Consider the following 26,318-nt stretch of genomic DNA (forward strand, 5'->3'; position numbering starts at 1 on the left):
AAACCTTCCGGAGTCTCGGCACGCGCCCACAACTCCGTGTGATTTCACCAAGACCGCCTCTATGCGGTCAGCCACGGTAAGGGAGAGAACGCGCCACACGGCGCGCTGTTTTCAAGGCGCCGGGCAAATGGGATCAAACGATCTACCACCATACGCACCCAGGCCCCCACAAGGCAAATGCCCTCGTCGGGCCCCGTTTCTCAGGCGTCCCACTCGACCTGGGGCGACATCGGCGAGGACAGCGAGGCCGCGCCGCCGCCCGGCTCGGACGCCTGCGCGGGGGCCGAGGCGGACGCGGCGGCGGACGACTTCGGGGAGTACTTCGGGGCGAGGGGCGACGGCCCGGACGCCTGGGCGCCGCCGCCCGGCGACGCGGAGCCGCCCGGCGGCCGGCTGGGCGGCGCACTCGGCGAGCCGGGGGCCGGCGCGCTGGGCGACGGCGGCGGGCCGGGACGGGACGGCGAGGGGCGCGCGGGCCCCGAGGAGCCACCGGGGCCGGGGGCCGCGCCGTGCCCGGGTCCCGGCTCCGGGCCGGACGGTCGGGCCGGACGGTCGGGCGCGGCCGGCACCGTCGGCGAGGCGGACGGCACCGCGCTCGGCGACGCCCCGGCGTCCTCCCCGCGGCCCTTCGCGGCGTCGCCGCCCGCCGGACGGCCGGGGCCGTGGCCCGTCCGCCGGTGCCCGCCGCCCCGCCCGTCGGCGCTCGGACCGGCGCGGCCGGGAGCCCCCGCCTTCCCGTCGCCGGGCCGGGCGGCGCTGCCCGACGGCGCGGGGCGCCCGGGATCGCTGACGCTCATGCAGCCGGCCAGCGCGGCGGCGAGCGCGGAGACGGTCACCGCCGCGGCCGTGACCCGTGCCGCCGAGCGCGCGCCCGGCCGCCGCGCGGGCGCCCTCGTGGTGGACGGGTCGGCGGCGGACGGCGGGCGAGGGGGCATCGGGCACACGGGCGGGACCTCCGGGATCCGGGGCGCAGGGACGGCGTCGGACGCCCTGCCCAACTCCCGCCCCCTGCTTGAGGACACGCGGCGCGGGACACCCGCCGGCGTCGGCCCGCCGGGTCCCCCGCGCGCCCCGGCCCGCCGCTCCCCGCCCGTGGCCGAGCAAGTGCAGCCGCGCGTCGTCACCACCGACGTGCGGCGCGCGCTCGCGCACCACGACCACCCACCGAACAGGGACCCGAAGGCCGGGCACCCGGCGGAACACGACGTCAGGGTGGTCCGTGGCCCGGAGCACCGCGCCGGATTCGACGACCGGACCGGCGCCTCGCTCGACAACACCCCGGACACCGAGCGGCAGTTCCGCATCGCGGCCTTCGACGCGCACCACGTTCCCGGGACGGGCCACGAGTTCGGCGGGCCGGGGCGGCAGCGCGTGATCGGGGCCCCACATGCGCGACAGGAACCGGGCCGTTGCCGGACAATGGCCACGTGCTGGAGATGACTCGCGAGGAGTTCGAAGGTCTGGTCAGCGACGCGCTGGACCGGATTCCGCCGGAGCTGACACGGCTGATGGACAACGTGGCCGTCTTCGTGGAGGACGAGCCGGACCCGGCCGACCCGGAACTCCTGGGCCTGTACGAGGGCACCCCGCTCACGGAGCGTGGCGAGTGGTACGCGGCGGTCCTGCCCGACCGCGTGACGCTCTACATGGGCCCCACACTGCGGTACTGCCGGACGCCGGAGGACGTGGTGCACGAGGTCACCGTCACCGTGATCCACGAGGTGGCCCACCACTTCGGGATCGAGGACGCCCGCCTCCACGAGCTGGGCTGGGGCTGATCCGCTCCGCTGCCGTCACCCCCGGTGTTTCCCGGCGGCCTTCCGCGGGCCCCGTCCGCCGCCGAAGCGGAGCCGCTCCGTCCCGCATGACGGACGGGCACGGCGGGCATACGGGACCAATGGCCCGCGCCGCGCGCTCCCGGACACCACGACCCGACCCGCCAGGCCGCCCCCGTCTCCGCCTGCCGGGGCCCCGCCGTCCCGGCCACCGCCGCCGCCCCGCCGACCACGACCGGTCCGGCGCCCCGGGGAGGCTGCGCACCGCCCTCCGCCGCCGCCCCCGCCCGTCCCGCCGTACGCCCCCGGGCGGCTGGCTCGTGCCGCCCGCGCGCCCGTACGCCCGGGCCCTCGGGCTGGTGGCCGTCAGCCTGCTCGGTGCGTGGCTGGGGCTGCTGCTGCTCGGCGGCGTACGGGCGCCGGTGGGCCCGATGGACACCAGCATGGCGCTGCGCCCCTCGCTGACCGGCGGCACCCGGATCACCGTCCCGCCCCTGGGCGACCTGGAACTGGACAGCCACGCCGCGCCGGTCCGCCTCGACGTCGCCGTCGACCGGCTGGACCCGGTCCGCTCCGCCGAACTGGTCGACCACCCGGAACGGTTCGCCGGGCTCCAGCGGCAGGTCACCCACGACGTGCTGCACGGCGCCGCCGGCCTGGTGGTGGCCTCCTGCGCCGCGGCGGCCGCCGGCGCCACCGCGCTGGGCCTGGTCGTCTACCGCCGGCCGCGCCGCGCGCTGGCCGCCGGCGGCCTCGCCCTGGCCCTGCTCAGCGCCTCAGGCACCGCCGCGTACGCCACCTGGAACCCGAGGTCCGTCCTGGAGCCACGGTTCTCCGGGCTGCTCTCCTCGGCCCCGTCCGTGGTCGGCACAGCGCGCAGCATCGTCAGCGAATTCGACGTCTACCAAAAGGAGTTGGCGCGCCTGGTCACCAACGTCAGCAAGCTCTACGACACCGCCTCGACGCTGCCCGCCTACCGGCCGGACCCGACCACCCTGCGCGTCCTGCACGTCTCCGACATCCACCTCAACCCGGCCGGCTGGCACCTCATCGCCTCACTGGTGAAGCAGTACCGGATCGACGTGATCATCGACACCGGCGACACCATGGACCACGGCTCGGCCGCCGAGAACCACTTCCTGGACCCGGCCGCCACCCTCGGCGCCCCGTACGTCTGGGTCCGCGGGAACCACGACTCGCGCACCACCCAGCGCTATCTGGCCGGCCGCCGGAACGTCACGGTCCTCGACGACGGCCGGGTCACCCGGGTGGCGGGGCTGCGGATCGCGGGCGTCGGCGACCCGCAGTTCACCCCGGACCGCTCGGTGGCACCGGCCGGCGACCCGGCCGAGCGCGCCGCCGGCGGCCGGCTCGCCGACGCGCTGCGCACCCAGCGGCTGGCGGGCACCCCGGTGGACATCGCGCTGGCCCACAACCCGGTCGCGGCGGCGCAGACGGACGGCCTGGTGCCGCTGACCCTGGCGGGCCACCTCCATCAGCGCGAGGTCAGCACGCTCCCCCGGGGCACCCGGTTGATGGTCGAGGGCACCACGGGCGGCGGCGGGCTGCGCGCGGTCCAGGACGCGAAGCCCGCGCCCGTCGAGGCGTCGGTGCTCTACCTGGACCGCACCACCCGGCGGCTCCAGGCGTGGGACGAGATCACGCTGGGCGGTCTGGGGCTGACACGTGCCGAGGTCAGCCGCCATCTGGCCCGCGAGAACCAGCCCGGGACACCGGGCGCCACCCCCTCCCCGAGCCCGTCGGCGACGCCGTCCGGTCGGTCCGGGTAAACCGTTTTGGCGAACGGTCCTCCCATCCCATATGCTTCTCACGTCCCCGACGGGGCCGGTAACGGCGCCAAGGCGGGCCATCAGCCCTCATCGTCTAGTGGCCCAGGACGCCGCCCTTTCAAGGCGGTAGCACGGGTTCGAATCCCGTTGGGGGCACGCACCACCGTGTGCGAGACTGGTTCACGCCACTCGCACAATGCAAGGTCCTGTGGAGCAGTTTGGAGTGCTCGCCACCCTGTCAAGGTGGAGGCCGCGGGTTCAAATCCCGTCAGGACCGCTGCGGCTGGGTAGCTCAGTTGGTACGAGCGTCCGCCTGAAAAGCGGAAGGTCGCCGGTTCGACCCCGGCCCCAGCCACACCCATTGGGAGAAGGTCCCGGTTCACTGCGAACCGGGACCTTCTTCGTTGTCCGGCTGCGCTGCCCCGGTTCCCCTTCCTGGTTTCCCTTCCTGGTTTCCCTTCCCCCGGTGCCCCGCCCGGTTCCGCGATCCGGTTTCACCGTCCGGGCCTTCCGGTCGCGTGCGGATCCCGGGCCGTTCGCCGGAGGCGGCGGGACCGCGCGGGGCCCGCCGGGTCACGTGTCGGCGGCGTGCGCGGGCGCGGGGGACGGCTCGCGGCCGCCCGGATGGCGGTGCCGCCAGACCCAGAAGACCGTGCAGGAGACCGCGGACCAGCCGGCCAGCACCAGGAACGGGAAGGCGTGCTGGTGACCGCCGAAGTAGACCGCGGTGTGCTGGGCGTTGACCGAGGCGCCGGGCGGCAGCCAGCGGCCGATGGCGCCGAGTACGGACGGGAGCAGCGGCCAGGAGACCGCGCCGCCGGACGAGGGGTTGCCCAGCAGGACCATCAGGCCCCAGGTGGGGATCATCGCCCAGCGGCCCATCAGGGTGTTGAACATCGTGAAGACCATGCCGGACGTGAACATCGTCAGCGCGAGGATCATCCAGGACTCGACGAACGGCAGCCGGAGCGCGCCCAGCCACCAGTCGGCCACCGCGGCGATGGCGAAGCCGCCGAGCAGGGCGTAGGCGAGGATGAACGCGATCCGCTCGGGCGGGTTGAGGCCGCGGGCGTGCACGCTGAGCTGGATCGCGCCGACGAAGCCGATGATCACGGCCGCCAGGGAGATGTAGAAGAGCGCCAGACCGCGCGGGTCGCCCTCCTGTAGCGGCTTGATGTCGCGGACGGTGACGTGCACGCCGGTGGCCGGGCCGACCTTGCGGGCGGCCTCGGAGAGCAGCTGTGCGACGGACGCGCCCGAGGCGCCGGCGACGTCCAGTTCCACGCCGGAGCCGCGGGCGCGCAGCACCGCGTACTCGCGCTGTTCGTCGACGGCGTTCCGGGCGGCGTCGTAGGTGGCGTACCCGGTGAGCCGGAGGGAGGCGTCGAGGGCCTTCTCCATGCCGACGACGAACGCCTTGTGCTGCGGGGCGGCGGCGGGGGTGGTGACCACGGCGGTGGGGATGTGCCGGGGGGCCGGGTTGGCCATGGCGTAGGTGTAGGAGCCGGCGAAGAGGCCGGCCGCCGCGGCGAGGATGAACATCAGGACGACCGCCGGGAGGAACGGCGATCTCTTGAAGGCCGCCCAGTGTTCGGGCCAGGTCCGGGTCCGGCCGTGTGCGCCGTGCGGGACGGTGTCGCCTTCATGATCATGCATGCCGAACACGCTAAGGCACCGATGTCGGACATACCGCCCGGGGTCCGCGGTCCCGCCGCCGGGGCCTGCGCGGGGGCCGCCGTGAAATGGTTCGCCAGTCTTTTCCGCGAGGTGAGATCCTGGGGAGCGTATGTCCAGTCAGCCTGCCTCCGCCCCGTCCGACGGCGCCCCCACGCTGCCCTCCCTGCTGAAGCGACTTCCCGAGCTGATGCTGCGCGACCAGCAGCGGCTGGGGCGCCGCCTCGACGGCGCGCGCCGGATCCGCAAGCCCGAGGCCCGGGCGGCGGTGCTCGTCGAGATCGCCGACGGCATCGACGAGGCGGAGCTGCGCGTGGCGCAGCGGCGCGCCGCGGTGCCGGAGGTGCGGTATCCGGAAGAGCTCCCGGTCAGCCAGAAGAAGGACGACATCCTGGCGGCCATCCGCGACCACCAGGTGGTGATCGTCGCGGGCGAGACCGGCTCCGGCAAGACCACCCAGATCCCCAAGATCTGCCTGGAGCTGGGGCGCGGCGTCCGCGGGCTGATCGGGCACACCCAGCCGCGGCGGATCGCGGCCCGCACGGTCGCCGAGCGGGTGGCCGAGGAGCTGAGGACCCCGCTGGGCGAGGCGGTCGGCTGGAAGGTCCGCTTCACCGACCAGGTCGGCGACGACACCCTCGTCAAGCTGATGACGGACGGCATCCTGCTCGCCGAGATCCAGACGGACCGCGAGCTGCGCCAGTACGACACGCTCATCATCGACGAGGCGCACGAGCGCAGTCTCAACATCGACTTCATCCTGGGCTATCTCGCCCAGCTGCTGCCCAGGCGCCCCGACCTCAAGGTGGTCATCACCTCCGCGACGATCGACCCGGAGCGGTTCGCCCGGCACTTCGGGGACTTCGCCGCCGTCGACGGACGGCCGGCCGGCGGGGACGGCGAGCAGGACGGGCACGGCGACGGCGAGCGGCCGAGCGCCCCGATCGTCGAGGTCTCGGGTCGGACGTATCCGGTGGAGGTGCGCTACCGCCCGCTGCTGGAGGAGGGCGGCCAGGACAGCGACCGCGACCAGATCACCGCGATCTGCGACGCGGTGGACGAGCTGCGGGCCGAGGGCCCCGGCGACATCCTGGTCTTCCTCTCCGGTGAACGGGAGATCCGCGACACCGCGGACGCGCTCAACAAGAAGAACCTCCCCGCCACCGAGGTGCTGCCGCTGTACGCCCGGCTGTCGCACGCCGAGCAGCACCGGGTCTTCCAGCGCCATACGGGCCGGCGGATCGTGCTGGCCACCAACGTCGCCGAGACCTCGCTGACCGTCCCCGGCATCAAGTACGTGATCGACCCGGGCATGGCCCGGATCTCCCGCTACAGCTTCCGCACGAAGGTCCAGCGGCTGCCCATCGAGCCGGTGTCGCAGGCAAGCGCCAACCAGCGCAAGGGCCGCTGCGGCCGGACCAGCGACGGCATCTGCATCCGGCTGTACTCCGAGGAGGACTTCCTCTCCCGCCCGGAGTTCACCGACGCGGAGATCCTGCGCACCAACCTCGCCTCCGTCATCCTCCAGATGACCGCGGCCGGCCTCGGCGACATCGAGAAGTTCCCGTTCATCGACCCGCCGGACCGCCGCAACATCAAGGACGGCGTCGACCTGCTGCGCGAGCTGGGCGCGCTGGACACCGCGCAGAAGGACGTCCGCAAGCGGCTGACCCCGCTGGGCCGCAAGCTCTCCCAGCTGCCGGTGGACCCTCGGCTGGCCCGGATGGTGCTGGAGGCGGACCGCAACGGCTGCGTCCGCGAGGTCATGGTGATCGCCGCGGCGCTCTCCATCCAGGACCCGCGCGAGCGCCCGTCGGACAAGCAGCAGCAGGCGGACCAGCAGCACGCCCGCTTCAAGGACGAGACGTCGGACTTCCTGGCGTTCCTCAACCTCTGGCGGTACGTGCGCGAACAGCAGAAGGCGCTGTCCTCGTCCGCGTTCCGCCGGATGTGCCGTACGGAGTTCCTGAACTACCTGCGGATACGCGAGTGGCAGGACATCTACTCCCAGCTGCGTACGGTCGCCAAGGGCATGGGCGTCCATCTGAACACCGCGTCTGATCAGGGGGCTCCGCCCCCGGGCGACGCCCCGCCGGAGCACATCCACATGTCGTTGCTCTCCGGTTTGCTTTCGCATATCGGACTCAAGGACGCCGAGGCCAAGAACGAGTACCTCGGTGCCCGCAGCGCGAAGTTCGCGGTCTTCCCCGGCTCCGCGCTCTTCAAGAAGCCGCCGCGCTGGGTGATGTCCGCGGAGCTGGTCGAGACCTCCCGGCTGTGGGCGCGGGTGAACGCCCGGATCGAGCCCGAGTGGATCGAACCGCTCGCCCAGCACCTGGTGAAGCGCACCTACAGCGAACCGCACTGGGAACAGAAGATGGCCGCGGTGATGGCGCACGAGCGGGTGACGCTCTACGGCGTCCCGATCGTCGCCCAGCGCAAGGTCAACTACGGCCGGATCGACCCCGAGGTCTCCCGCGACCTGTTCATCCGGAACGCCCTGGTGGAGGGCGACTGGCGCACCCACCACCAGTTCTTCCATGACAACCGCAAACTCCTCGGCGAGGTCGAGGAGTTGGAGCACCGCGCCCGGCGCCGCGACATCCTCGTCGACGACGAGACGCTCTTCGACTTCTACGACCAGCGGATCCCGGCGCACGTGGTCTCCGGGGCGCACTTCGACTCCTGGTGGAAGCAGAAGCACCGGGACGAGCCGGACCTGCTCAACTTCGAGCACTCGATGCTGATCAACGAGTCCGCCGAGGCCGTCACCAAGGACGACTACCCGGACTCCTGGCGGCAGGGGAAGCTGAAGTTCAAGGTCACCTACCAGTTCGAGCCGGGCGCGGACGCGGACGGCGTGACCGTCCACATCCCGCTGCACGTCCTCAACCAGGTCTCGGCCGAGGGCTTCGACTGGCAGATCCCGGGCCTGCGCGAGCAGTTGGTGACCGAGCTGATCCGCTCGCTGCCCAAGCCGATCCGCCGCAACTACGTCCCGGCGCCGAACTTCGCCGCCCGCTTCCTGGACACCACCGTGCCCCTCCAGGGCGCGCTGACGGCCTCGCTGGCCGCCGGCCTGCAGCGGATGGTCGGGGTGCCGGTGGAGGCCGCGGACTTCGACCTCGGCAAGGTCCCCGACCACCTGAAGATCACCTTCCGGGTGGTCGATGAGCGCCGCCGCAAGCTCGCCGAGGCCAAGGACCTGGAGGCACTCCGGCTCCAGCTCAAGCCGAAGACCCGGGCCGCCATCTCTCGGGCCTTCGAGCAGGCCGAGAAGCGGCCCGGCAAGGACCGCAGGGGCGGCGGGGGCGAGGCCGCGCCGGCCGGCCCGGAGCAGCGCACCGGCCTGACGTCCTGGACGGTCGGCACGCTCCCGCGCACCTTCGAGACCCGCCGCGCCGGCCAGCCGGTGAAGGCGTACCCGGCGCTGGTCGACGAGGGCAGCACCGTCGCGGTGCGGCTGTTCGACACCGAGGCCGAGCAGCAGACCGCCATGTGGGCCGGCACCCGCTGCCTGATCCTGCTCAACGTCCCCGCCAACCCCGCGAAGTTCGCCCAGGACAAGCTGAGCAACCAGCAGAAGCTGGCGCTCTCCCGCAATCCGCACGGCTCCATCGCGGCGCTCTTCGAGGACTGTGTGACGGCCGCCGCGGACCGGCTGATCGCGGCCCGGGGCGGCCCGGTGTGGGACGAGGAGTCCTTCCGCAAGCTGTTCGACGCGGTGCGGGCCGACCTGGTCGACGCGACGCTGAAGACCATCCAGCAGGTGCAGGAGGTGCTGGCCGCCTGGCAGGCGTGCGAGCGCCGGCTGAAGGCGACCGCCTTCCCCTCGCTGCTGCCGTCGCTGACGGACGTCAAGGAGCAGCTGGCGGAGCTGATCAGACCCGGCTTCGTGACCGCGCACGGCGCCCGGCGGCTGCCGGACCTGATGCGCTATCTCGTGGCCGCCGACCGCCGCCTGACGCAGCTGCCCACCAACGCCGAACGGGACCGCAGCCGGATGGCGAAGATCAAGGAGATGCAGGACGAATACGCCTGGCTGCTGGAGCAGTTCCCCCAGGGGCAGCCGGTGCCGGCCGCGGCCCGGGAGGTCCGCTGGATGATCGAGGAGCTCCGGGTGAGCTACTTCGCGCACGCCCTGGGAACGGCCTACCCGGTCTCCGACAAACGGATCATGAAGGCGGTGGACGCCGCGGCGCCGTAGGGCGGACCGAGCGCGGCGGCCGCGACCGGGACCGAGTTCGACCGCACCCCCTGACCTGCTGTACAGTCTTGCTTCGCAGCCCGCCGCAAGCGGAAAGCGAAACGCAAGGTCCTGTGGAGCAGTTTGGAGTGCTCGCCACCCTGTCAAGGTGGAGGCCGCGGGTTCAAATCCCGTCAGGACCGCATCTCACGGCCCGCACCGTTCTCCGGTGCGGGCCGTTCTGCTCTCCGGCCCGCACCAGGACTTCCCCGGTGCGGGCCGTCGCGCCGTCCGGGGCGCGGCACGCGCACCCGCCCGGCGGGCCCGGCATCAGAGGCTCGACCGCGGCCCCGAGTGGCCCGAAGGCGCGGACGGAAGCGGGCGGCCGTCTTGACGGCGGCACCTGCCGCCGGTACTCAACTCACCAGAAGGCGTGGGGCCGGGAGGTGGCGTGCGATGACGACCGCGGTACGGCACGAGACGAGGGCGCTGCTGCGCGCCCACCTGTCGGCAGCCCTGCGCTACGGCTACCGCCACCGCACCCGGCAGTGCCCCGTCTGCCACCAGCTGCTGCGGCTCGCCATGGAGCCGCACGGCGCCCGTTCCGCGCCCGCCGCGCCCCCGGCCACCCCGGCTCCCTCCCGGGCCGCCTGCGAGCCGCCGGCGGAGGACGAAAGTCCCGCCGGCCGGTGACCAACGCCGCCTGCGCCACCGCCCTCGTGGTGGAAGGCTGTTGAGAACAGCACGACGGGAAGGTGCTATACCCCAGTGCCGTTCGGCGTTCAAGAAGCCCGCGATGTGACGGGAGTCACCGAACATGTTTCGCGGGATGGGGAACTTACCAACCCCCGACACCCTGTCAATTTAATATGTGCAATTGCACTCCCCCCACAGGACTCCCGAACGAAACCGCCAGGTCCGGCCTGACGGGCCCCCTCAAAGCCCCTGAAGGGGCCCTGGCGCGCCTGCCGGGGCCGGCAGGCGCCGGGGCGGGCCGAGCGCCGCGAGCGGCCCGGGAGCGGCCGCACACAAAAAAGAGATCGCGCCGGACCCGGCGGAGTCCAGCGCGATCGACGACGTACCCGGTGGAGCGGATGTGGGGCCTGTTGGGGCAGACACCGCGTCGTATGAGCTCTGTTGGAGCGTGGTGAAGCAGGTGGAGCTGTGGCGCAAAAACGGGCGTTTCCGGGTTGGGGGACCCGAAAACAGCCTGGTTATGCGGTTATTCAGGACTCGCTGCGCTGCTGCGGAATACCCGCGAGCAGTGCGCGGACCTCAGCCTCGCGGTAACGCCGGTGCCCTCCGAGCGTGCGGATGGACGTGAGCTTGCCTGCCTTGGCCCAGCGGGTCACCGTCTTCGGGTCCACGCGGAACATCGTGGCGACCTCGGCGGGGGTAAGCAGCGGCTCGGCGTCAGGGGTGCGAGCGGTCATGAGCGGCCTCCTCGGGAGAACCGAACCATCACGGTTCTTTCCTCTAAATTCTGCACCTTGACCCACGTTGCCCGAAATGGCAGACGCGGGCCGAGTCGGTTATAGGACGAACGGCTTGTCCTCGGCACTACAACTACACCATCTGTCCAGCCACGTCGGCCAAACCGATGGAATTGCCCTCTCAGGTGTTCAACCTTGGCGGATGCCGATGGACCATGCCATAGCGGACAGTCACACCCCCGTGACGATCAGTCACAACGTGCCCAGCCGTCACGAGACCCCTCAAGGAGCGCAATACCGATCTATCCGCCCTTAGTTGGACGGAAGGAGCCCAAGTCAGGCCCCTTGTCCTATTTTGGCACGAGGGTGCACCTTGGGAGCAAGACCCGAAGTCAGTGCTTTAGGTCACGCTTGAGGCAATAGCCCGGATCGGGACCTACGTCCCGTACGTCCCGTCAGCGGACGTCCACACCGGCAACTCCGCCCCGGGCCTCCGGCGTTCAGCTGGAGAACTGGCGTTCGCGCACTCCGCGCCACCGCTGCGAAAGTCTCTCGTACGCGGCACCGGCCCGCTCGCCGTCCCCCTCGCGCAGCGCCGCCAGGCCCTCCGCCACCTCCGCGACGGAACGGTCCTCGGCGAGCTGCCCCTCGGGCACCGCGTGCACCAGCCCTCCGTAGTCCAGCTCCACGAGCGAACGCGGATGGAACTCCTCGAGCCAGCGCCCCACATCTACCAGGCCGTCGATCAGCGGCCCCTCTTCCAGGGCGTCCCGAAGCGTACGCAGTCCGCGCGCGACCCTGCGACGCGCCTGCACCATCGGCGTGCGGTAACGCAACAGAGCCGCCGGGTCACCCTTCGCGTACTCCCGTTCGGCGTCGTCGAAGAGGACGAACCAGCGCACCGGGACGTGCCAGGTGGCCGCGCGGATCCAGGGCCGGGCGTCGGGGTTGCGCTCGCGCCAGCGCTCGTAGTCGGTGGCCGCCTGGCGGCGCACCACCGGGGGCAGCGCGGCGTCCAGCACCGAAGCCGGCAGCAGCTCCTCCAGGCCCTGCAGCGCCTGCCAGGCGCGCAGCCGGGTCCGCCAGGGGCAGACGCAGGTCACGTCGTCCACGACGGCGACGAAGGCGTCGACGCTCTCGTGGACCGGCACCGGCACCGGCGGGGTCGGCAGCAGGTCGGCCAGCGCCCGGCGCTGCTCGTCCACGGCCGTGGGCGCGCCCTCGCGGGCGGCGTAACGTGCCCAGTAGGAGCGCTCCGGCTCGGGGAACGCCGCCAGTGGCTCGTAGACCCGCAGGTACGCCACATACGGGACCCGCACCGACGACGCCAAGGCCACGCCCGCTCCTCCAAAGGAAAGTCCACCGCCCGGAGTTGCCTGCCCCGCCCGGTCCGGTTACGGCAGATCGTCCCACGCCCGTCCCCCGGGAGGGGGTGATCCTCCCGACCTGACCGATCGACCCGCCCTCCAGGTCTTACGCTCGTCCCAACCGGCCCTCCCCACCCTCCGGAGGGCGTCCTCCGCGACTATGGGAGTCACCACCGTGACCGACGTACGTCCTGCCCCTGCAGGCGCCTCCGGCGGCGTGCTGCAGACCCTGTTCCGCACGGAGCAGGGCGGCCACGAGCAAGTCGTTCTCTGCCAGGACCGGGCCAGCGGCCTCAAGGCCGTGATCGCCGTCCACAGCACCGCCCTGGGTCCCGCCCTGGGCGGTACCCGCTTCCACCCGTACGCCTCCGAGGACGAGGCCGTGCTGGACGCCCTGAACCTCTCGCGGGGCATGTCGTACAAGAACGCCCTGGCCGGGCTGGAGCACGGCGGCGGCAAGGCGGTGATCATCGGTGACCCCGAACTGATCAAGACCGAGGAACTGCTGCTCGCCTACGGCCGGTTCGTGGCCTCCCTCGGCGGCCGCTACGTCACCGCCTGCGATGTCGGCACCTATGTCGCCGACATGGACGTGATCGCCCGGACGAACCGCTGGACCACCGGCCGTTCGCCCGAGAACGGCGGCGCCGGCGACTCCTCCGTCCTGACCGCCTACGGCGTCTTCCAGGGCATGCGGGCCTCCGCCCAGCACCTGTGGGGCGACCCCACGCTGCGCGGCCGCAGGGTCGGCATCGCGGGCGTCGGCAAGGTGGGCCACCACCTGGTCGAGCACCTGCTCAAGGACGGCGCCGAGGTCGTGATCACCGACGTCCGCGCCGAGTCGGTGGACCGGGTCCTCGCCCGGCACCCCCAGGTGACCGCCGTCGCCGACACCGACGCGCTGATCCGCACCGAGGGCCTGGACGTCTACGCGCCCTGCGCGCTGGGCGGCGCGCTGAACGACGCCTCGGTGCCGGTGCTGACCGCGAAGGTGGTGTGCGGCGCGGCCAACAACCAGCTCGCGCACCCCGGGGTGGAGAAGGACCTGTCGGACCGCGGCATCCTCTACGCCCCCGACTACGTCGTGAACGCCGGCGGCGTGATCCAGGTCGCCGACGAACTGCACGGCTTCGACTTCGACCGGTGCCGGGCCAAGGCGGCGAAGATCTTCGACACCACGCTGTCGATATTCGCTCGTGCGAAGGCCGACGGTATCCCGCCGGCCGCCGCGGCCGACCGGATCGCGGAGGCGCGCATGGCGGAGGCGCGCCGAGCCTGAGCGGAGCACCCGGCGGGTGTGGCCGGAAACACACCCTTGTGCGGCCCCTGGCGGGTGGTTGGCGAGACATCCCTCACCACCCGTCGGCGGGTCGCCGTACAAGACAGGTTAAAATCGCAGTTGACCAGCGTGGACGGGGCGCCGTGCCGGTCGTGCCGAGCAGCGGGTGATGCGGGCGACGTACCGTATGGCCGCGGAAGCAGGTACCGTTAAAGCCCTAGGGGCCGGTCTCTCTGTCGAGAGTCCGCTCTGAATCATGAACGCGTGTCAAGACTCTGGGGCCGACGAGCCCCGTCACTGAGGGGGTCGACCCATGGGGCGCGGCCGGGCCAAGGCCAAGCAGACAAAGGTCGCCCGCCAGCTGAAGTACAGCAGCGGTGGGACGGATCTCTCGCGACTGGCCGACGAGCTTGCATCGCAGTCGAACCAGCAACCTCCGAACCGCGAGCCGTTCGAGGATGACGAGGACGACGACCCGTACGCGCGGTACGCAGAACGCTACAACGGCGAGGACGACGAGGACGAGGGCCACTCCTCGCACCAGCGTCGTCGCGCCTGACACTCTGCGCGGTCGCGGGGCTCACAACACCATCACGGACCCGGTCCAGGGAATCCCCGGACCGGGTTCTCTGCTGCGCGCGGGGCCACCGGGCCGGTGACCCCGCGCGGCGGCGGTGTCAGCTCGCGTAGGCACCGGTGAGGGTCACTGCCTCGGTGTGCGCGCCGCGCTCGACGATCTCGCCGCCGACCCAGGCGTCCACGCCGCGGTCGGCGAGGGTGGTCAGGGCGACGTCCACCGACTCCTGCGGGACGACGGCCATCATGCCGACGCCCATGTTCAGGGTCTTCTCCAGCTCCAGCAGCTCCACCGAGCCGGCGCTGCCGACCAGGTCGAAGATCGCGCCGGGCGCCCAGGTGGAGCGGTCGACGGTGGCGTGCAGGCCGTCCGGGATCACCCGGGCCAGGTTGTTGGCCAGGCCGCCGCCGGTGATGTGCGAGAAGGCGTGCACCTCGCTGGTGCGGGTGAGGGCCAGGCAGTCCAGCGAGTAGATCTTGGTGGGCTCCAGCAGCTCCTCGCCGAGGGTGCGGCCGAGCTCCGGGACCTCCTGGTCCAGGGACAGGCCGGCCCGGTCGAAGAGGACGTGGCGGACGAGGGAGTACCCGTTCGAGTGAAGTCCGGAGGACGCCATCGCGATCACCGCGTCGCCCGTACGGATACGATCCGCGCCCAGCACCCGGTCGGCCTCGACCACGCCGGTGCCGGCGCCGGCGACGTCGAACTCGTCCTCGCCGAGCAGGCCCGGGTGCTCGGCGGTCTCGCCGCCGACCAGCGCGCAGCCGGCCAGCACACAGCCCTCGGCGATGCCCTTGACGATCGCCGCGACCCGCTCCGGGAAGACCTTGCCCACGCAGATGTAGTCGGTCATGAACAGCGGCTCGGCGCCGCAGACGACCAGGTCGTCGACGACCATGGCGACCAGGTCGTGGCCGATGGTGTCGTAGACGCCCATCTTGCGGGCGATGTCGACCTTGGTGCCGACGCCGTCGGTGGCCGAGGCCAGCAGGGGCCGCTCGTAGCGCTTGAGCGCGGAGGCGTCGAAGAGACCGGCGAAACCGCCGAGCCCGCCGACGACCTCGGGACGGGTGGCCTTGGCCACCCACTTCTTCATGAGGTCCACGGCACGGTCGCCGGCCTCGATGTCGACACCCGCGCTCGCGTAGCTGGCACCGGTTGATTCAGCGGACATGGCTGAGAACTTTCGTTTGGGTGGGTACGAGCTCTACGGGCGGCGCAGTGCGTCGGCGCCGCCGATCCCGGCGGTGAGCGTCCGGACGCCGTCCACGTCGGAGGCGGCCGGGGCCTTGGTCTCGGACTCCAGGAGGTGCTTGCCGAGCAGCTCCGGGTCCGGCAGCTCCATCGGGTACTCGCCGTCGAAGCAGGCGCGGCAGAGCTTCGGCTTGTCGATCGTGGTCGCCTCGATCATGCCGTCGATGGAGATGTACGCCAGCGAATCGGCACCCAGCGACTTGCCGATCTCCTCGACGCTCAGCCCGTTGGCGATCAGCTCCGCGCGGGTGGCGAAGTCGATGCCGAAGAAGCACGGCCACTTGATCGGCGGCGAGGAGATCCGGATGTGGACCTCGGCGGCGCCGGCCTCGCGCAGCATCCGGACCAGGGCGCGCTGGGTGTTGCCGCGGACGATCGAGTCGTCGACGACCACCAGGCGCTTGCCGCGGATGACTTCCTTGAGCGGGTTGAGCTTGAGGCGGATGCCGAGCTGGCGGATGGTCTGCGAGGGCTGGATGAAGGTCCGGCCGACGTAGGAGTTCTTGACCAGGCCGGAGCCGTAGGGGATGCCGCTGGCCTCGGCGTAGCCGACGGCCGCCGGGGTGCCGGATTCCGGGGTCGCTATCACCAGGTCCGCGTCGGCGGGCGCCTCGGCGGCCAGCTTGCGGCCCATCTCCACCCGGGTGAGGTAGACGTTGCGGCCGGCGATGTCGGTGTCCGGGCGGGCGAGATAGACGTACTCGAAGACGCAGCCCTTGGGGCGGGCCTCCGCGAAGCGCGAGCTGCGCAGGCCGTTCTCGTCGACGGCGATCATCTCGCCGGGCTCGATCTCCCGGATGAAGCTGGCGCCGACGATGTCCAGGGCGGCGGACTCGGAGGCGACCACCCAGCCGCGCTCCAGGCGGCCGAGGACCAGCGGGCGGATGCCCTGCGGATCGCGGGCGGCGTAGAGAGTGTGCTCGTCCATGAAGCACAGCGAGAAGGCGCCCCGGACCTTCGGGAGGACGCGCGGTGCGGCCTCCTCGACGGTCAGCGGCTTGCCGTCCTCGTCGACCTGGCCGGCCAGCAGGGCCGTGACGAGGTCGGTGTCGTTGGTGGCCGCGACCTGGGTGGCCCGGCCGCCCTCGCGGGGCAGCGCGGCGACCATCTCGGCCAGCTCGGCGGTGTTGACCAGATTGCCGTTGTGGCCGAGCGCGATCGATCCGTGCGCGGTGGCGCGGAACGTCGGCTGCGCGTTCTCCCACACCGAGGCACCGGTGGTGGAGTAACGGGCGTGGCCCACGGCGATATGGCCCTGGAGGGAACTGAGGGAGGTTTCGTCGAAGACCTGGGAGACCAGTCCCATGTCCTTGAAGACGAGGATCTGGGAGCCGTTGCTCACCGCGATGCCCGCGGACTCCTGTCCACGGTGCTGCAGCGCGTACAGCCCGAAGTAGGTGAGTTTGGCGACCTCTTCTCCCGGGGCCCAGACACCGAAGACGCCGCAGGCGTCCTGGGGGCCCTTCTCACCGGGGAGCAGGTCGTGGTTGAGTCGTCCGTCACCACGTGGCACGTCCCAGAGTCTAGGCCAGGTCGCGGATTCATCCGAACCGGGGATGGCCGGGCAACTGGAGGAGTGCATGAACGGGGCGTCAAGCGTGCTTGACGTGGCCACGGCCTTCCGGCGACGTTTTCGGCCATGCGGGCCCGTGCAGCCCTTGGGGCGCCTGGTGCGTCACCGGGTGCCCCCGCCGCGCGGCGCGTCTCGTGCGGCGCCGCAGCGGCGACCTCGGCGCGGCGGCCGGCGGACCCTGTCGCCGGGGTTCACGTGGCCGGGCGCGCTCCGCACCCGATACCGTGTCGCCGCCTCTGAGCTGCGCTTTTGCGTTTCCTGCCGATCATGCTGCGGGGCCTGCCGGGCGCCCGTGCAGTGATTCGTCCGCAATGCGCCGTGGCCCGGCAGTGTGAGATGCGCGACGTCTCGCAGTCCGGCCCGCTCCGGCCGCGCTCCCGGCCTCTCGCGGCGGGTTCTCGGGGGCTCGTCGGCGGCCCGCTCAGCTCATGACGGGCAGCAGGGCGCCGAGGTCGGCCCGCTCGCCGCTGGCGCCGACCGCGGCCGCGGCCACCGCCTCGGCCCAGCCCGTGCGGCCGGTGGCCAGCCGTATCCACGTCAGCGGGTCGGTCTCGACGACGTTGGGCGGGGTGCCGCGGGTGTGCCGGGGGCCCTCGACGCACTGCACCACGGCGAACGGCGGCACCCGGACCTCGACCGAGCCGCCGGGTGCCTTGGCGGCCAGTGCGTCGGCCAGCAGCCGGGTGGTGGTGGCCAGCGCCTGCCGGTCGAAGGGGATATCCCGGCCGAGGGCGACGGCCAGATCGTCGGTGTGCACGACGAGTTCGACGCAGCGGGTGACGAGATAGTCGGCGAGCAGCATCGCGCCGGGGCGGCTCGGGACGACCCGGTCGTCCGGCTCGGACGCCACCGCCTCGGCGTACTCCTCGGCGGTGCGCTCCAGCAGCTCCACCGGGTCCTGCTCGCCCGCCAGCCGATGGACGAACTCGTCTGTCCCGGTGGCGTGCTGCGCGGTCGCCGACGGCCAGTCCAGCAGGGTGACCTCCGCGGCGGCCGGGGCCGGCTGCCGCAGCGCGCGGGTCACGCTGCCGACGGCCATGGACAGATGCGCGGCCAGCTCCCGCACCGTCCAGTCGCCGAGCCGGGTGGGCAGCGCCAGCTGCGTCGGCGTCAACTCCCCCACGGCCCGGCGGACGTGGGCGTACTGGGCCGTCACGGCGGCGCGGGTCCTGGCCGGGTCGTACCGGCGGGGACGCGGTGCGCGGGCAGCGGGAGACATGGGATCAAGCCTAGGGCGCGCCACTGACAGTGCGGCGGGGTTTCCGGCGCGGGGACGGCAGCGGCCCCGCGCCGGCCCGCGTCAGCTGCTGCTGAGACGGCGGCCCTGCCATGCGCAGACCGCGACCATCAGTGCCAGGCCCAGCGCCGTCCCGGCGCACCGGGAGAGCCCGTCCACGTACATCTCCTCGTCGGCCAGGTGGAGTTGTACCGCGAGGGCGAAGAACGCGGCGCCCAGCGCGGTGAGAGCCGTGGCAACGGGCCAGAGAGCGCGGTTGTCGTACACGTGGTCCTCCCCAAGAGTCGGCCGGGCGTCATCGTCCGGCGGCAATCAACATCACCAGCAGCGGCACGACCCGCTCGGCCGGTACCTCGTAGCGGCCGCGGGCGGCCGTGCGCAGCCAGCCGGCAGTGGTCAACTGCCGCAGGTGGTGGTAGATCTGGCCGGACGTGCCCATGCCGTCGAGCGCGGTGAGTTCCGCGGCGGTGCAGCGACCGCCGAGGATCTCGCGCAGCACCCGCAGCCGCACGGGCTGGCCGAGCGCCGCGAAGGACTCGGCGGCCGCCTCCCAGTCACCGTCCAGGACGGTGTCGGTGGGCAGGCCGTACTGCCACTCGTAGCGCAGCCCGACCGGGGTCCTTACGGCGCCGGTGAACAGCACGCCCCCGTTGACCGCACCCAGGCCGGCGAACTGCTGCTTCAGCCCGTTCAGGGCCCACAGCGCGTCGCCCGGGTCCCGCACGGGCGAGGCAGCGGGCGTCGGCCCGGCGGGCCGGGCGCCGCCCTCCCCGTGGGCCGCCTCCAGCTCGGCCAGGCGGCGCTCCAGCTCGGCCACCCGCTGCTCCAGATCCACGACAGCAGATTACGTAATTACGTAATTTCGAGCAAGCAGAAAAAGGGGGCCGCTCGGTTCGTGCGGTCCCGGAAACGGCGGAACGGCCCGCCAGGCACTCCTGGCGGGCCGTTCCGGCACGGTCGTCGACGGGGCGCGCGGCCGGCCCCGTCGGGCGGCGCTAGGCGATCAGCCCCGGGACGGTGGCCTCGTGCGTCTCCCGCAGCTCGGCCAGCGAGAGGGTGAACTGCCCCTGGACCACGAGCTCTTCGCCGTCGACGACACCGATCCGGGTTGCCGGCAGCCCCCGCGCACCGCACATGTCGGTGAAGCGGAGCTCCTCGCTGCGCGGCACCGAGACGACCGCCCGGCCCGCCGACTCCGAGAAGAGGAAGACGAACGGGTCCAGCGCGTCCGGGACGACCAGGCGGGCGCCCTTGCCACCGTGCAGGCACGACTCGACCACGGCCTGGACCAGGCCGCCGTCGGAGAGGTCGTGCGCCGCGTCGATCATGCCGTCGCGGGAGGCCGAGATCAGGATCTCCGCCAGCAGCCGCTCGCGCTCCAGGTCGACCTTGGGCGGCAGCCCGCCCAGGTGGTCGTGGACCACCTGCGACCAGGCCGAACCGCCCAGCTCCTCACGGGTGTCGCCGAGGAGGTAGAGCAGCTGGCCCTCCTCCGCGAAGCCGACCGGGGTGCGGCGGGTGACGTCGTCGATGACGCCGAGCACCGCGACCACCGGGGTCGGGTGGATCGCCGCCTCGCCGGTCTGGTTGTAGAGCGAGACGTTGCCGCCGGTGACCGGCGTGCCCAGCACCTGACAGCCGTCGGCCAGACCGCGGGTGGCCTCGGCGAACTGCCACATCACCGCCGGGTCCTCGGGCGAGCCGAAGTTCAGGCAGTCGGAGACGGCCAGCGGGCGGGCGCCGGTGGCGGCGACGTTGCGGTACGCCTCGGCCAGCGCCAGCTGCGCGCCCGCGTACGGGTCGAGCTTGGCGTACCGGCCGTTGCCGTCGGTGGCCACCGCGACGCCGAGGTTGGTCTCCTCGTCGATCCGGACCATGCCGGAGTCCTCCGGCTGCGCCAGCACGGTGTTGCCCTGGACGAAGCGGTCGTACTGGTCGGTGATCCACGCCTTGGACGCCTGGTTGGGCGAGCCGACCAACCGCAGCACCTGGGCACGGAGTTCCTCGGCGTCCGCCGGGCGGGGCAGCTTGGCCGCGTCGTCGGCCTGGAGGGCGTCCTGCCACTCCGGGCGGGCGTACGGCCGGTGGTAGGTCGGGCCCTCGTGGGCGACCGAGCGCGGCGGGACGTCGACGATCTGCTCGCCGTGCCAGAAGATCTCCAGCCGCTCGCCGTCCGTCACCTCACCGATGACGGTGGCGATGACGTCCCACTTCTCGCAGATCTCCAGGAAGCGGTCGACCTTGCCCGGCTCGACGATCGCGCACATCCGTTCCTGCGACTCGCTCATGAGGATCTCCTCGGGCGAGAGCGAGGAGTCCCGCAGCGGAACGGTGTCCAGCTCGACCCGCATGCCGCCGGAGCCGGCGCTGGCCAGCTCGCTGGTGGCGCAGGACAGCCCGGCGCCGCCGAGGTCCTGGATGCCGGCGACCAGCTTCTCCCGGAAGATCTCCAGGGTGCACTCGATGAGCAGCTTCTCCTGGAACGGGTCGCCGACCTGGACGGCGGGCCGCTTGGCCGGTCCCGTGGAGTCGAACGTCTCGGAGGCCAGCACCGAGACGCCGCCGATGCCGTCGCCGCCGGTCCGGGCGCCGTAGAGGATGACCTTGTTGCCGGACCCGGACGCCTTCGCCAGGTGGATGTCCTCGTGCTTCATCACGCCGACGCAGAGCGCGTTGACCAGTGGGTTGCCCTGGTAGCAGGGGTCGAAGACGACCTCGCCGCCGATGTTGGGCAGGCCCAGGCAGTTGCCGTAGCCGCCGATGCCCGCGACCACTCCCGGGAGCACGCGCTTGGTGTCGGGGTGGTCGGCGGCGCCGAACCGCAGCGGGTCCATCACCGCGACCGGGCGGGCACCCATGGCCAGGATGTCGCGGACGATGCCGCCGACACCGGTGGCCGCGCCCTGGTAGGGCTCGATGTACGAGGGGTGGTTGTGCGACTCGACCTTGAAGGTGACCGCGTAGCCCTGGCCGACGTCCACGACACCGGCGTTCTCGCCGATGCCGACGAGGAGGGCGTCGTTCTCGGGGGCCTTCTCGCCGAACTGCTTCAGGTGGACCTTGCTCGACTTGTACGAGCAGTGCTCCGACCACATGACGGAGTACATGGCCAGCTCCGCGCCGGTCGGGCGCCGGCCCAGGATCTCCCGGATCCGCGCGTACTCGTCCTCCTTGAGGCCGAGTTCGGCCCAGGGCTGGTCGGCGTCCGGGGTCTCGGCTGCGTGCTTGACGGTGTCGAGGCTCATGCGTTGACCAGCTTCTTCAGGATCGAGGTGAAGAATCCGAGACCGTCGGTGCGGCCGGTGCCGATCAGCGGCTCGACGGCGTGCTCGGGGTGCGGCATCAGGCCGACGACGTTGCCCGCCTCATTGGTGATGCCGGCGATGTCGCGGAGCGAGCCGTTGGGGTTTCCGTAGCCGTCGGCGGCCGGGCCGTCGGCGACGTAGCGGAACGCCACCCGGCCCTCGGCCTCCAGCATGTCCAGCGTCCGCTCGTCGGCGACATAACGGCCGTCGATGTTCTTCAGCGGAATGCTGATCTCCTGGCCCGACGCGTAGTCGGTGGTCCAGGCCGTGGCGGCGTTCTCCACCCGCAGTTTCTGGTCGCGGCAGATGAAATGCAGGTGGTTGTTGCGCAGCATCGCGCCGGGCAGCAGGTGGGTCTCGGTGAGGACCTGGAAGCCGTTGCAGATGCCCAGGACCGGCATCCCGGCCCGGGCCTGTTCGATCACGGTCTCCATCACCGGCGAGAACCGGGAGATCGCCCCGGCCCGCAGGTAGTCGCCGTACGAGAACCCGCCGGGCAGGACCACGGCGTCGACCTGGTGGAGGTCCTTGTCGCGGTGCCACAGCGGCACCGCCTCGGCCCCGGCCGCCCGGACCGCGCGCTGGGTGTCGCGGTCGTCGAGCGTGCCGGGAAAGGTGATGACTCCGACCCGAGCTGTCATGACTCGGCCCGCGCGGTTTCGTCGACCCGGACGGTGAAGTCCTCGATGACGGTGTTGGCGAGGAAGGTCTCGGCCATCTCGTGGATACGGGCGAGGGCGGCGTCGTCGACCGGGCCCTCCACCTCAAGTTCGAAACGCTTGCCCTGACGGACGTCGGCGATCCCCTCGAATCCCAGGCGTGGCAGTGCGCGCTGCACCGCCTGCCCCTGCGGGTCGAGGATCTCCGGCTTGAGCATGACGTCGACTACGACGCGTGCCACTGGCACTCCCGGTGGTGTGGTGCGTAAGGCGGTGCCCTCACAGTACCGTGTTCGAAAATCTACGCGCATAGATATGCAAGGGCTCCGATCACGGGCCGGTATCGGCGGGAGTACCCGTCAGGGAAAATCTCCGAAAAGAACGGGGGGCCGGATTGCGGCAGGACACGCTGACGAAATTAAATGGGCTTCACAATGCAATGCCCATCGCTGTACAAATGAAAAAGCATTGATCCCAATCAGCCGGATCCGGAGCATCACCCCATGTCAACAAGGGGTAGCTCCACGAAAGGACCGATATCCGTGGCGCAGCGCGTAGTAGTGACGCTCTCCGATGACATCGACGGAGGAGAAGCCGCAGAGACGGTCATCTTCGGTTTGGACGGGAAGTCGTACGAGATCGACCTCAATCCCGCCAATGCGAAGAAACTGCGCGGCGCCCTCGCTCCGTACGTGGAGGCCGGCCGCAAGCGGGCGAAGTCCGGCAAGACCTTCCACCGGACCGCGGTGACCCCCGACCCGGCGGCGGTGCGCGCCTGGGCGCGCTCGCACCAGATGGACGTCCCACCGCGCGGCCGGATCCCCAAGAAGGTCTACGAAGCCTTCAACGCGGCCAATCACTAACCGACTTGCCGGCATCCCCGGGTCCGCACACCGCCGACTTGCACAGCACCCCCACTGATCAGCTAGAGTCTGGAGCACGCCGAGGGGCGGGGCCGAAAGGCCGAACCCCGAGGAGTCACGCGGGTGTAGCTCAGTAGTAGAGCGCCCCCTTTCCAAGGGGGAGGCGCAGTGTGCAATCCCTGTCACCCGCTCTGACAGTTCGACCGGTCCAAAGGATCAGGTAGAGTAGCTGTCGCGCCACTGGGTGAAAGCCGAGTGGATGCCTGCGGACGTAGCTCAGTTGGTAGAGCGCAACCTTGCCAAGGTTGAGGTCGCGAGTTCGAGCCTCGTCGTCCGCTCAGAGAAAAGGCCCCGATCTTCATGATCGGGGCCTTTGTTGTTTTCCCTCCCGAAATGGCGGGGCGTGCGGTCCGGGATCCTGCGGGTCGGTCGGCCCGATCGGTCCGGGGGTCTCGGGTGGTTGCCACGGTGGGGCGGCGCGGTCGCGCGGTGCTGCTTTTCACGGGAAATAGCGGACGGGTGGGTCCGTGAAGGGCGGGCGCGCGGCCGGGCCGGCGGGGCGGAGTCGACGGCGGGGTCCGCTGGTGTGTGGCGATGGACACATGGGTGGGGGCGGGCGGCGGGTGGGGGCCGGGGCGTGGCCGGCGGGCGGGGCGCGGCGGCGGAAGCGAACGCGGGGATTCCGGACGTGAGTTGTGCCGGGGCGGCCGAGGGCAGGGCGGCGGGCATCGCAGGTCGGAGCAGCTGACGCGGGCGGGAGCGGGGTGCGCCGGCGGGGGCCGGTGTGCGAAGCCGTGCAACGGCGGCCCGGAAGTTGGCTATAGTGGGGCTCGCACCGCGCGGTGGCGACCGGAACGGAAGCCCGGCACGGAGCATGCGGACGTAGCTCAGTTGGTAGAGCGCAACCTTGCCAAGGTTGAGGTCGCGAGTTCGAGCCTCGTCGTCCGCTCAGGGAAAAGGCCCCGGTCGATGGACCGGGGCCTTTTGCGTGGGCCGGGCGGGCGGTCAGGCCCAGGGTCGGCCGGTGAGGCGCTCGTACGCTTCGAGGTACTTGGCGCGGGTGCGGTCGACGATCTCCTGCGGAAGCGGCGGCGGGGGCTGCTCGCCGGTGCGGTCCCAGTCCGCGGCGGGCGAGGTCAGCCAGTCGCGGACGAACTGCTTGTCGAAGGAGGGCTGGGGGCGGCCCGGCCGCCACTGGTCGGCGGGCCAGAAGCGCGAGGAGTCGGGGGTGAGGACCTCGTCGGCCAGGGTGAGCCGCTCCCCGTGGAAACCGAACTCGAACTTGGTGTCGGCGAGGATCAGGCCGCGCTCGCGGGCGATGTCGCGGGCCCGGCCGTAGACCGCGAGGGTCACCTCGCGGAGCTGGGCGGCGGTCTCGGCGCCGACCTGGCGGGCGGCCTCCTCGTAGGAGACGTTCTCGTCGTGGTCGCCGACGGCGGCCTTGGTGGCCGGGGTGAAGATCGGCGCGGGGAGCTCGGAGCCGTCGGTCAGGCCCTCGGGGAGCTCCAGTCCGCAGACCGTGCGGGACTCCCGGTACTCGGCGAGGCCGGAGCCGGTGAGGTAGCCGCGGGCGACGCACTCCACCGGGACCATGGCCAGGGAGCGGCAGACGAGGGTGCGGCCGGCCCAGTCGGCGGGGGCGCCCTCGGGGATCTCCGTGGACAGGACGTGGTGCGGGACCAGGTCGGCGAGCTGGTCGAACCACCACAGGGAGAGCCGGGTCAGCACCCGGCCCTTGTCGGGGATCTCTGTGGGGAGGACCCAGTCGTAGGCGGAGGTGCGGTCGCTGGCGACCATGACGAGGTCGCCGGCGGCGTTCTGGTAGAGGTCGCGCACCTTGCCGGTGTGCAGGTGGGTGAGTCCCGGGACCTGCACGGGCTCGGGCTTTTCTACGAATCCGGACACGCTGCCTCCGCGTAGGTTGATCCAGGAGTCGTGGTGATTCTCCCGTATGCGGGTCGGCGGCTCCGCCGCAGGGTCGGGGTCGGGGCCGGGGTCGGTGGGACGGCGGCCCTTTCAGGAGAGCGGAGCGGAGTGGCGGGCTCCGGGGCGGAGCAGCACGGCGAGGGTGAGCAGGGCCAGGACGGCGACGCCGGTGAGGATCGCCGGCGGGGCGAACGCGCCGCTGAGCACGGTGACCCCGTAGGGCGTGAGGAAGCCCAGGTAGGAGACGGCCCAGAAGCGCGCGGTGAGGCCCGCGAGGTGGTGCGGCGGTGCCAGGGCGGCGACCTCGGTGAGGCCGTAGGCGACGCAGAGGCCGTAGCCGGTACCGAGCAGGGCGGCGGCGAGCAGGGCGGCCGCCGGCTGGGCGTGGGCGGCGGCGAGGGCGCCGAGGAGCAGCCCGGCGGCGGTGACGAGCAGGCCGGCCGCGGCGGTGGCGAGGCGGTGCCGGACGGTCAGCCGGCGGGCGAGCGGGGCGACCAGGAGGCCGGCGCCGGGGGTGACGGCGGTGACGACGCCCGCGTAGACGGTCTGCCAGCCGTGCAGGCGGGCGTCGACGAGGCCCGGGAGGACCGCGAAGGCGAGGGCGGGGCCGGCGAAGACCCAGGGGGCCACCGGGACGACGAGGCGGCGGAAGGGGACGCGGTGGACGGGGGCGGCGGGCCCGGCCGCCCCCGTGTGCGGGGCCCGGGCCGGGACGGTCTCGGGGGCGCGGGCGGCGCTCAGTGCGGCGGCCGCGGACAGGGCGAGGTGCGGGACGTAGGCCAGCACCATCGGGTGCGGTGCCCACTGGGCTATGAGGGAGGCCGCCAGGCCGCCGGTGGCGAAGCCCGCGGAGAGGAAGAGGCCGGAGCGGCGGGCGGCGGCACCGGGGGTGGGGGCGGTGCCGTACGGCGCGGCGGAGAGTTCCTTGATCCAGACGCTGCCGGCGGTGAGCAGGGTGCCGGCGCCGACGCCGGTGAGGAAGCGGCCTGGCCACAGCAGCGCGGGGACGGCCGGGCCGGTCATCAGCAGGCAGGTCGCCAGGGCCGAGACGCCGAGGCCGGCCAGGGCGACCCGGCGGCGGCCGAGGCGGTCGGCGAGCGGGCCGCCCGCGAGGAGGGCCGGGATCAGGCCGAGGATGTAGACGGCGAAGAGGGCGGTGGTGGTGGCGGCGGTCAGACCGAGGTGGGCGCGGTAGGCGCCGAGGAGGGAGGAGTACTGGTTGGCGCTCCACCCGGAGGCGGCCATCAGCCCGCCGGCACGGAGCCAGTGGCGGGGAGCCGGGGCCACGGTGGCGGCCGGGGCGGCGACTTGCGCCGTCGGGGTGTGTGACAGGGGCATGGGGGACGTTGTACGACGCGGGCGGGCGGGCGCGCCGCCTCCGTTCAGGAATCGTGAACGGCCCGGCGGCGGGGCCGCGGGCCCG

The 26,318-nt window shown here is 72.1% G+C and carries 21 protein-coding genes and 7 tRNA genes; 15 read left to right on the forward strand and 13 right to left on the reverse strand.

Annotated features, from left to right (window positions below; genetic code table 11):
• Nucleotides 1-177: 177 nt before the first annotated feature.
• From K2224_RS05395 to K2224_RS05420, 6 genes are all read left to right on the forward strand, one after another.
• Nucleotides 178-1,440 carry a hypothetical protein gene (locus tag K2224_RS05395; protein ID WP_221905496.1) on the forward strand — a complete coding sequence of 421 codons (1,263 nt, stop codon included), beginning with the start codon at nucleotides 178-180 and terminating at the stop codon, nucleotides 1,438-1,440.
• Nucleotides 1,428-1,778 carry a metallopeptidase family protein gene (locus K2224_RS05400; RefSeq protein ID WP_221905497.1) on the forward strand — a complete coding sequence of 117 codons (351 nt, stop codon included), beginning with the start codon at nucleotides 1,428-1,430 and terminating at the stop codon, nucleotides 1,776-1,778. The genes K2224_RS05395 and K2224_RS05400 overlap by 13 nt, the downstream gene beginning before the upstream one ends.
• A 119-nt stretch (nucleotides 1,779-1,897) precedes the next feature.
• The gene (locus tag K2224_RS05405; protein ID WP_221905498.1) at nucleotides 1,898-3,565 is read left to right on the forward strand and encodes a metallophosphoesterase; all 1,668 of its coding nucleotides are present in this window, start codon (nucleotides 1,898-1,900) and stop codon (nucleotides 3,563-3,565) included.
• 83 nt (nucleotides 3,566-3,648) lie between these two features.
• Nucleotides 3,649-3,721, forward strand: a tRNA-Glu gene (locus K2224_RS05410).
• A gap of 46 nt (nucleotides 3,722-3,767) precedes the next feature.
• Nucleotides 3,768-3,842: transfer RNA gene (locus K2224_RS05415), tRNA-Asp, on the forward strand.
• Nucleotides 3,843-3,846: 4 nt separating this feature from the next.
• Nucleotides 3,847-3,920 (forward strand) — tRNA-Phe (locus K2224_RS05420).
• Nucleotides 3,921-4,138: 218 nt separating this feature from the next.
• On the opposite strand, the gene K2224_RS05425 is transcribed toward K2224_RS05420, so the two are convergent.
• Nucleotides 4,139-5,221 carry an ABC transporter permease gene (locus tag K2224_RS05425; protein ID WP_221905499.1) on the reverse strand — a complete coding sequence of 361 codons (1,083 nt, stop codon included), beginning with the start codon at nucleotides 5,219-5,221 and terminating at the stop codon, nucleotides 4,139-4,141.
• Between the two features lie 130 nt (nucleotides 5,222-5,351).
• Between K2224_RS05425 and hrpA the strand changes: the two genes are divergently transcribed.
• The 3 genes from hrpA (at nucleotide 5,352) to K2224_RS05440 (ending at nucleotide 10,118) form a co-directional block, all read left to right on the forward strand.
• Nucleotides 5,352-9,446: an ATP-dependent RNA helicase HrpA gene (gene hrpA / locus K2224_RS05430; RefSeq protein WP_221905500.1), complete on the forward strand. Its 4,095-nt coding sequence runs from the start codon at nucleotides 5,352-5,354 to the stop codon at nucleotides 9,444-9,446.
• 107 nt (nucleotides 9,447-9,553) lie between these two features.
• Nucleotides 9,554-9,628 (forward strand) — tRNA-Asp (locus K2224_RS05435).
• Nucleotides 9,629-9,881: 253 nt separating this feature from the next.
• Nucleotides 9,882-10,118: a DUF6274 family protein gene (locus K2224_RS05440; protein WP_221905501.1), complete on the forward strand. Its 237-nt coding sequence runs from the start codon at nucleotides 9,882-9,884 to the stop codon at nucleotides 10,116-10,118.
• A 533-nt stretch (nucleotides 10,119-10,651) separates the two neighbouring features.
• On the opposite strand, the gene bldC is transcribed toward K2224_RS05440, so the two are convergent.
• Nucleotides 10,652-10,858: a developmental transcriptional regulator BldC gene (gene bldC, locus K2224_RS05445; RefSeq protein WP_003980577.1), complete on the reverse strand. Its 207-nt coding sequence runs from the start codon at nucleotides 10,856-10,858 to the stop codon at nucleotides 10,652-10,654.
• A gap of 500 nt (nucleotides 10,859-11,358) precedes the next feature.
• On the reverse strand, nucleotides 11,359-12,195 hold the full coding sequence (locus K2224_RS05450) for a hypothetical protein (RefSeq protein WP_221905502.1): 837 nt from the start codon (nucleotides 12,193-12,195) through the stop codon (nucleotides 11,359-11,361).
• 190 nt (nucleotides 12,196-12,385) lie between these two features.
• On the opposite strand from K2224_RS05450, the gene K2224_RS05455 reads away from it, so the two are divergent.
• Both K2224_RS05455 and K2224_RS05460 read left to right on the forward strand, forming a co-directional pair.
• On the forward strand, nucleotides 12,386-13,504 hold the full coding sequence (locus K2224_RS05455; RefSeq protein ID WP_221905503.1) for a Glu/Leu/Phe/Val dehydrogenase dimerization domain-containing protein: 1,119 nt from the start codon (nucleotides 12,386-12,388) through the stop codon (nucleotides 13,502-13,504).
• A 313-nt stretch (nucleotides 13,505-13,817) separates the two neighbouring features.
• Nucleotides 13,818-14,063 (forward strand): DUF3073 domain-containing protein, encoded by a 246-nt coding sequence (locus K2224_RS05460; protein ID WP_221905504.1) that lies wholly within the window; start codon nucleotides 13,818-13,820, stop codon nucleotides 14,061-14,063.
• Between the two features lie 118 nt (nucleotides 14,064-14,181).
• Here the strand turns inward: K2224_RS05460 and purM are convergent, their stop codons facing one another.
• From purM to purS, 8 genes are all read right to left on the reverse strand, one after another.
• Entirely contained in the window at nucleotides 14,182-15,252 is a 1,071-nt protein-coding gene (purM, locus tag K2224_RS05465) for a phosphoribosylformylglycinamidine cyclo-ligase (RefSeq protein WP_221905505.1), read from the reverse strand.
• A gap of 33 nt (nucleotides 15,253-15,285) precedes the next feature.
• On the reverse strand, nucleotides 15,286-16,845 hold the full coding sequence (purF, locus tag K2224_RS05470) for an amidophosphoribosyltransferase (RefSeq protein ID WP_221905506.1): 1,560 nt from the start codon (nucleotides 16,843-16,845) through the stop codon (nucleotides 15,286-15,288).
• Between the two features lie 481 nt (nucleotides 16,846-17,326).
• Nucleotides 17,327-18,124, reverse strand: a complete 798-nt coding sequence (locus K2224_RS05475; RefSeq protein ID WP_221905507.1) for a maleylpyruvate isomerase family mycothiol-dependent enzyme — start codon at nucleotides 18,122-18,124, stop codon at nucleotides 17,327-17,329.
• 81 nt (nucleotides 18,125-18,205) lie between these two features.
• Nucleotides 18,206-18,409 (reverse strand): hypothetical protein, encoded by a 204-nt coding sequence (locus tag K2224_RS05480; protein WP_221905508.1) that lies wholly within the window; start codon nucleotides 18,407-18,409, stop codon nucleotides 18,206-18,208.
• Between the two features lie 28 nt (nucleotides 18,410-18,437).
• Nucleotides 18,438-18,977, reverse strand: a complete 540-nt coding sequence (locus tag K2224_RS05485; RefSeq protein ID WP_221905509.1) for a helix-turn-helix transcriptional regulator — start codon at nucleotides 18,975-18,977, stop codon at nucleotides 18,438-18,440.
• Nucleotides 18,978-19,137: 160 nt separating this feature from the next.
• Nucleotides 19,138-21,387: a phosphoribosylformylglycinamidine synthase subunit PurL gene (gene purL / locus K2224_RS05490; RefSeq protein ID WP_221905510.1), complete on the reverse strand. Its 2,250-nt coding sequence runs from the start codon at nucleotides 21,385-21,387 to the stop codon at nucleotides 19,138-19,140.
• Entirely contained in the window at nucleotides 21,384-22,088 is a 705-nt protein-coding gene (purQ, locus tag K2224_RS05495) for a phosphoribosylformylglycinamidine synthase subunit PurQ (RefSeq protein ID WP_221905511.1), read from the reverse strand. The genes purL and purQ overlap by 4 nt, the downstream gene beginning before the upstream one ends.
• Nucleotides 22,085-22,348: a phosphoribosylformylglycinamidine synthase subunit PurS gene (purS, locus tag K2224_RS05500; RefSeq protein ID WP_221905512.1), complete on the reverse strand. Its 264-nt coding sequence runs from the start codon at nucleotides 22,346-22,348 to the stop codon at nucleotides 22,085-22,087. Before purS ends, purQ begins: the two co-directional genes overlap by 4 nt.
• Nucleotides 22,349-22,648: 300 nt before the next feature.
• Here purS and K2224_RS05505 point away from each other — a divergent pair, with 300 nt between their 5' ends.
• From K2224_RS05505 to K2224_RS05520, 4 genes are all read left to right on the forward strand, one after another.
• On the forward strand, nucleotides 22,649-22,969 hold the full coding sequence (locus tag K2224_RS05505; RefSeq protein WP_039635016.1) for an Lsr2 family protein: 321 nt from the start codon (nucleotides 22,649-22,651) through the stop codon (nucleotides 22,967-22,969).
• A gap of 119 nt (nucleotides 22,970-23,088) precedes the next feature.
• Nucleotides 23,089-23,160: transfer RNA gene (locus K2224_RS05510), tRNA-Gly, on the forward strand.
• Nucleotides 23,161-23,234: 74 nt separating this feature from the next.
• Nucleotides 23,235-23,307: transfer RNA gene (locus K2224_RS05515), tRNA-Gly, on the forward strand.
• 538 nt (nucleotides 23,308-23,845) lie between these two features.
• Nucleotides 23,846-23,918: transfer RNA gene (locus tag K2224_RS05520), tRNA-Gly, on the forward strand.
• A gap of 56 nt (nucleotides 23,919-23,974) precedes the next feature.
• Here the strand turns inward: K2224_RS05520 and K2224_RS05525 are convergent.
• A complete protein-coding gene (locus K2224_RS05525; protein WP_221905513.1) occupies nucleotides 23,975-24,874 on the reverse strand; it encodes a phosphoribosylaminoimidazolesuccinocarboxamide synthase in 900 nt (299 codons plus the stop codon).
• A 111-nt stretch (nucleotides 24,875-24,985) separates the two neighbouring features.
• A complete protein-coding gene (locus K2224_RS05530; protein ID WP_221905514.1) occupies nucleotides 24,986-26,233 on the reverse strand; it encodes an MFS transporter in 1,248 nt (415 codons plus the stop codon).
• Nucleotides 26,234-26,318 lie beyond the last annotated feature (85 nt).

The organism is Streptomyces sp. BHT-5-2 (assembly GCF_019774615.1).
In the GTDB taxonomy this organism is placed as follows: Bacteria; Actinomycetota; Actinomycetes; order Streptomycetales; family Streptomycetaceae; genus Streptomyces.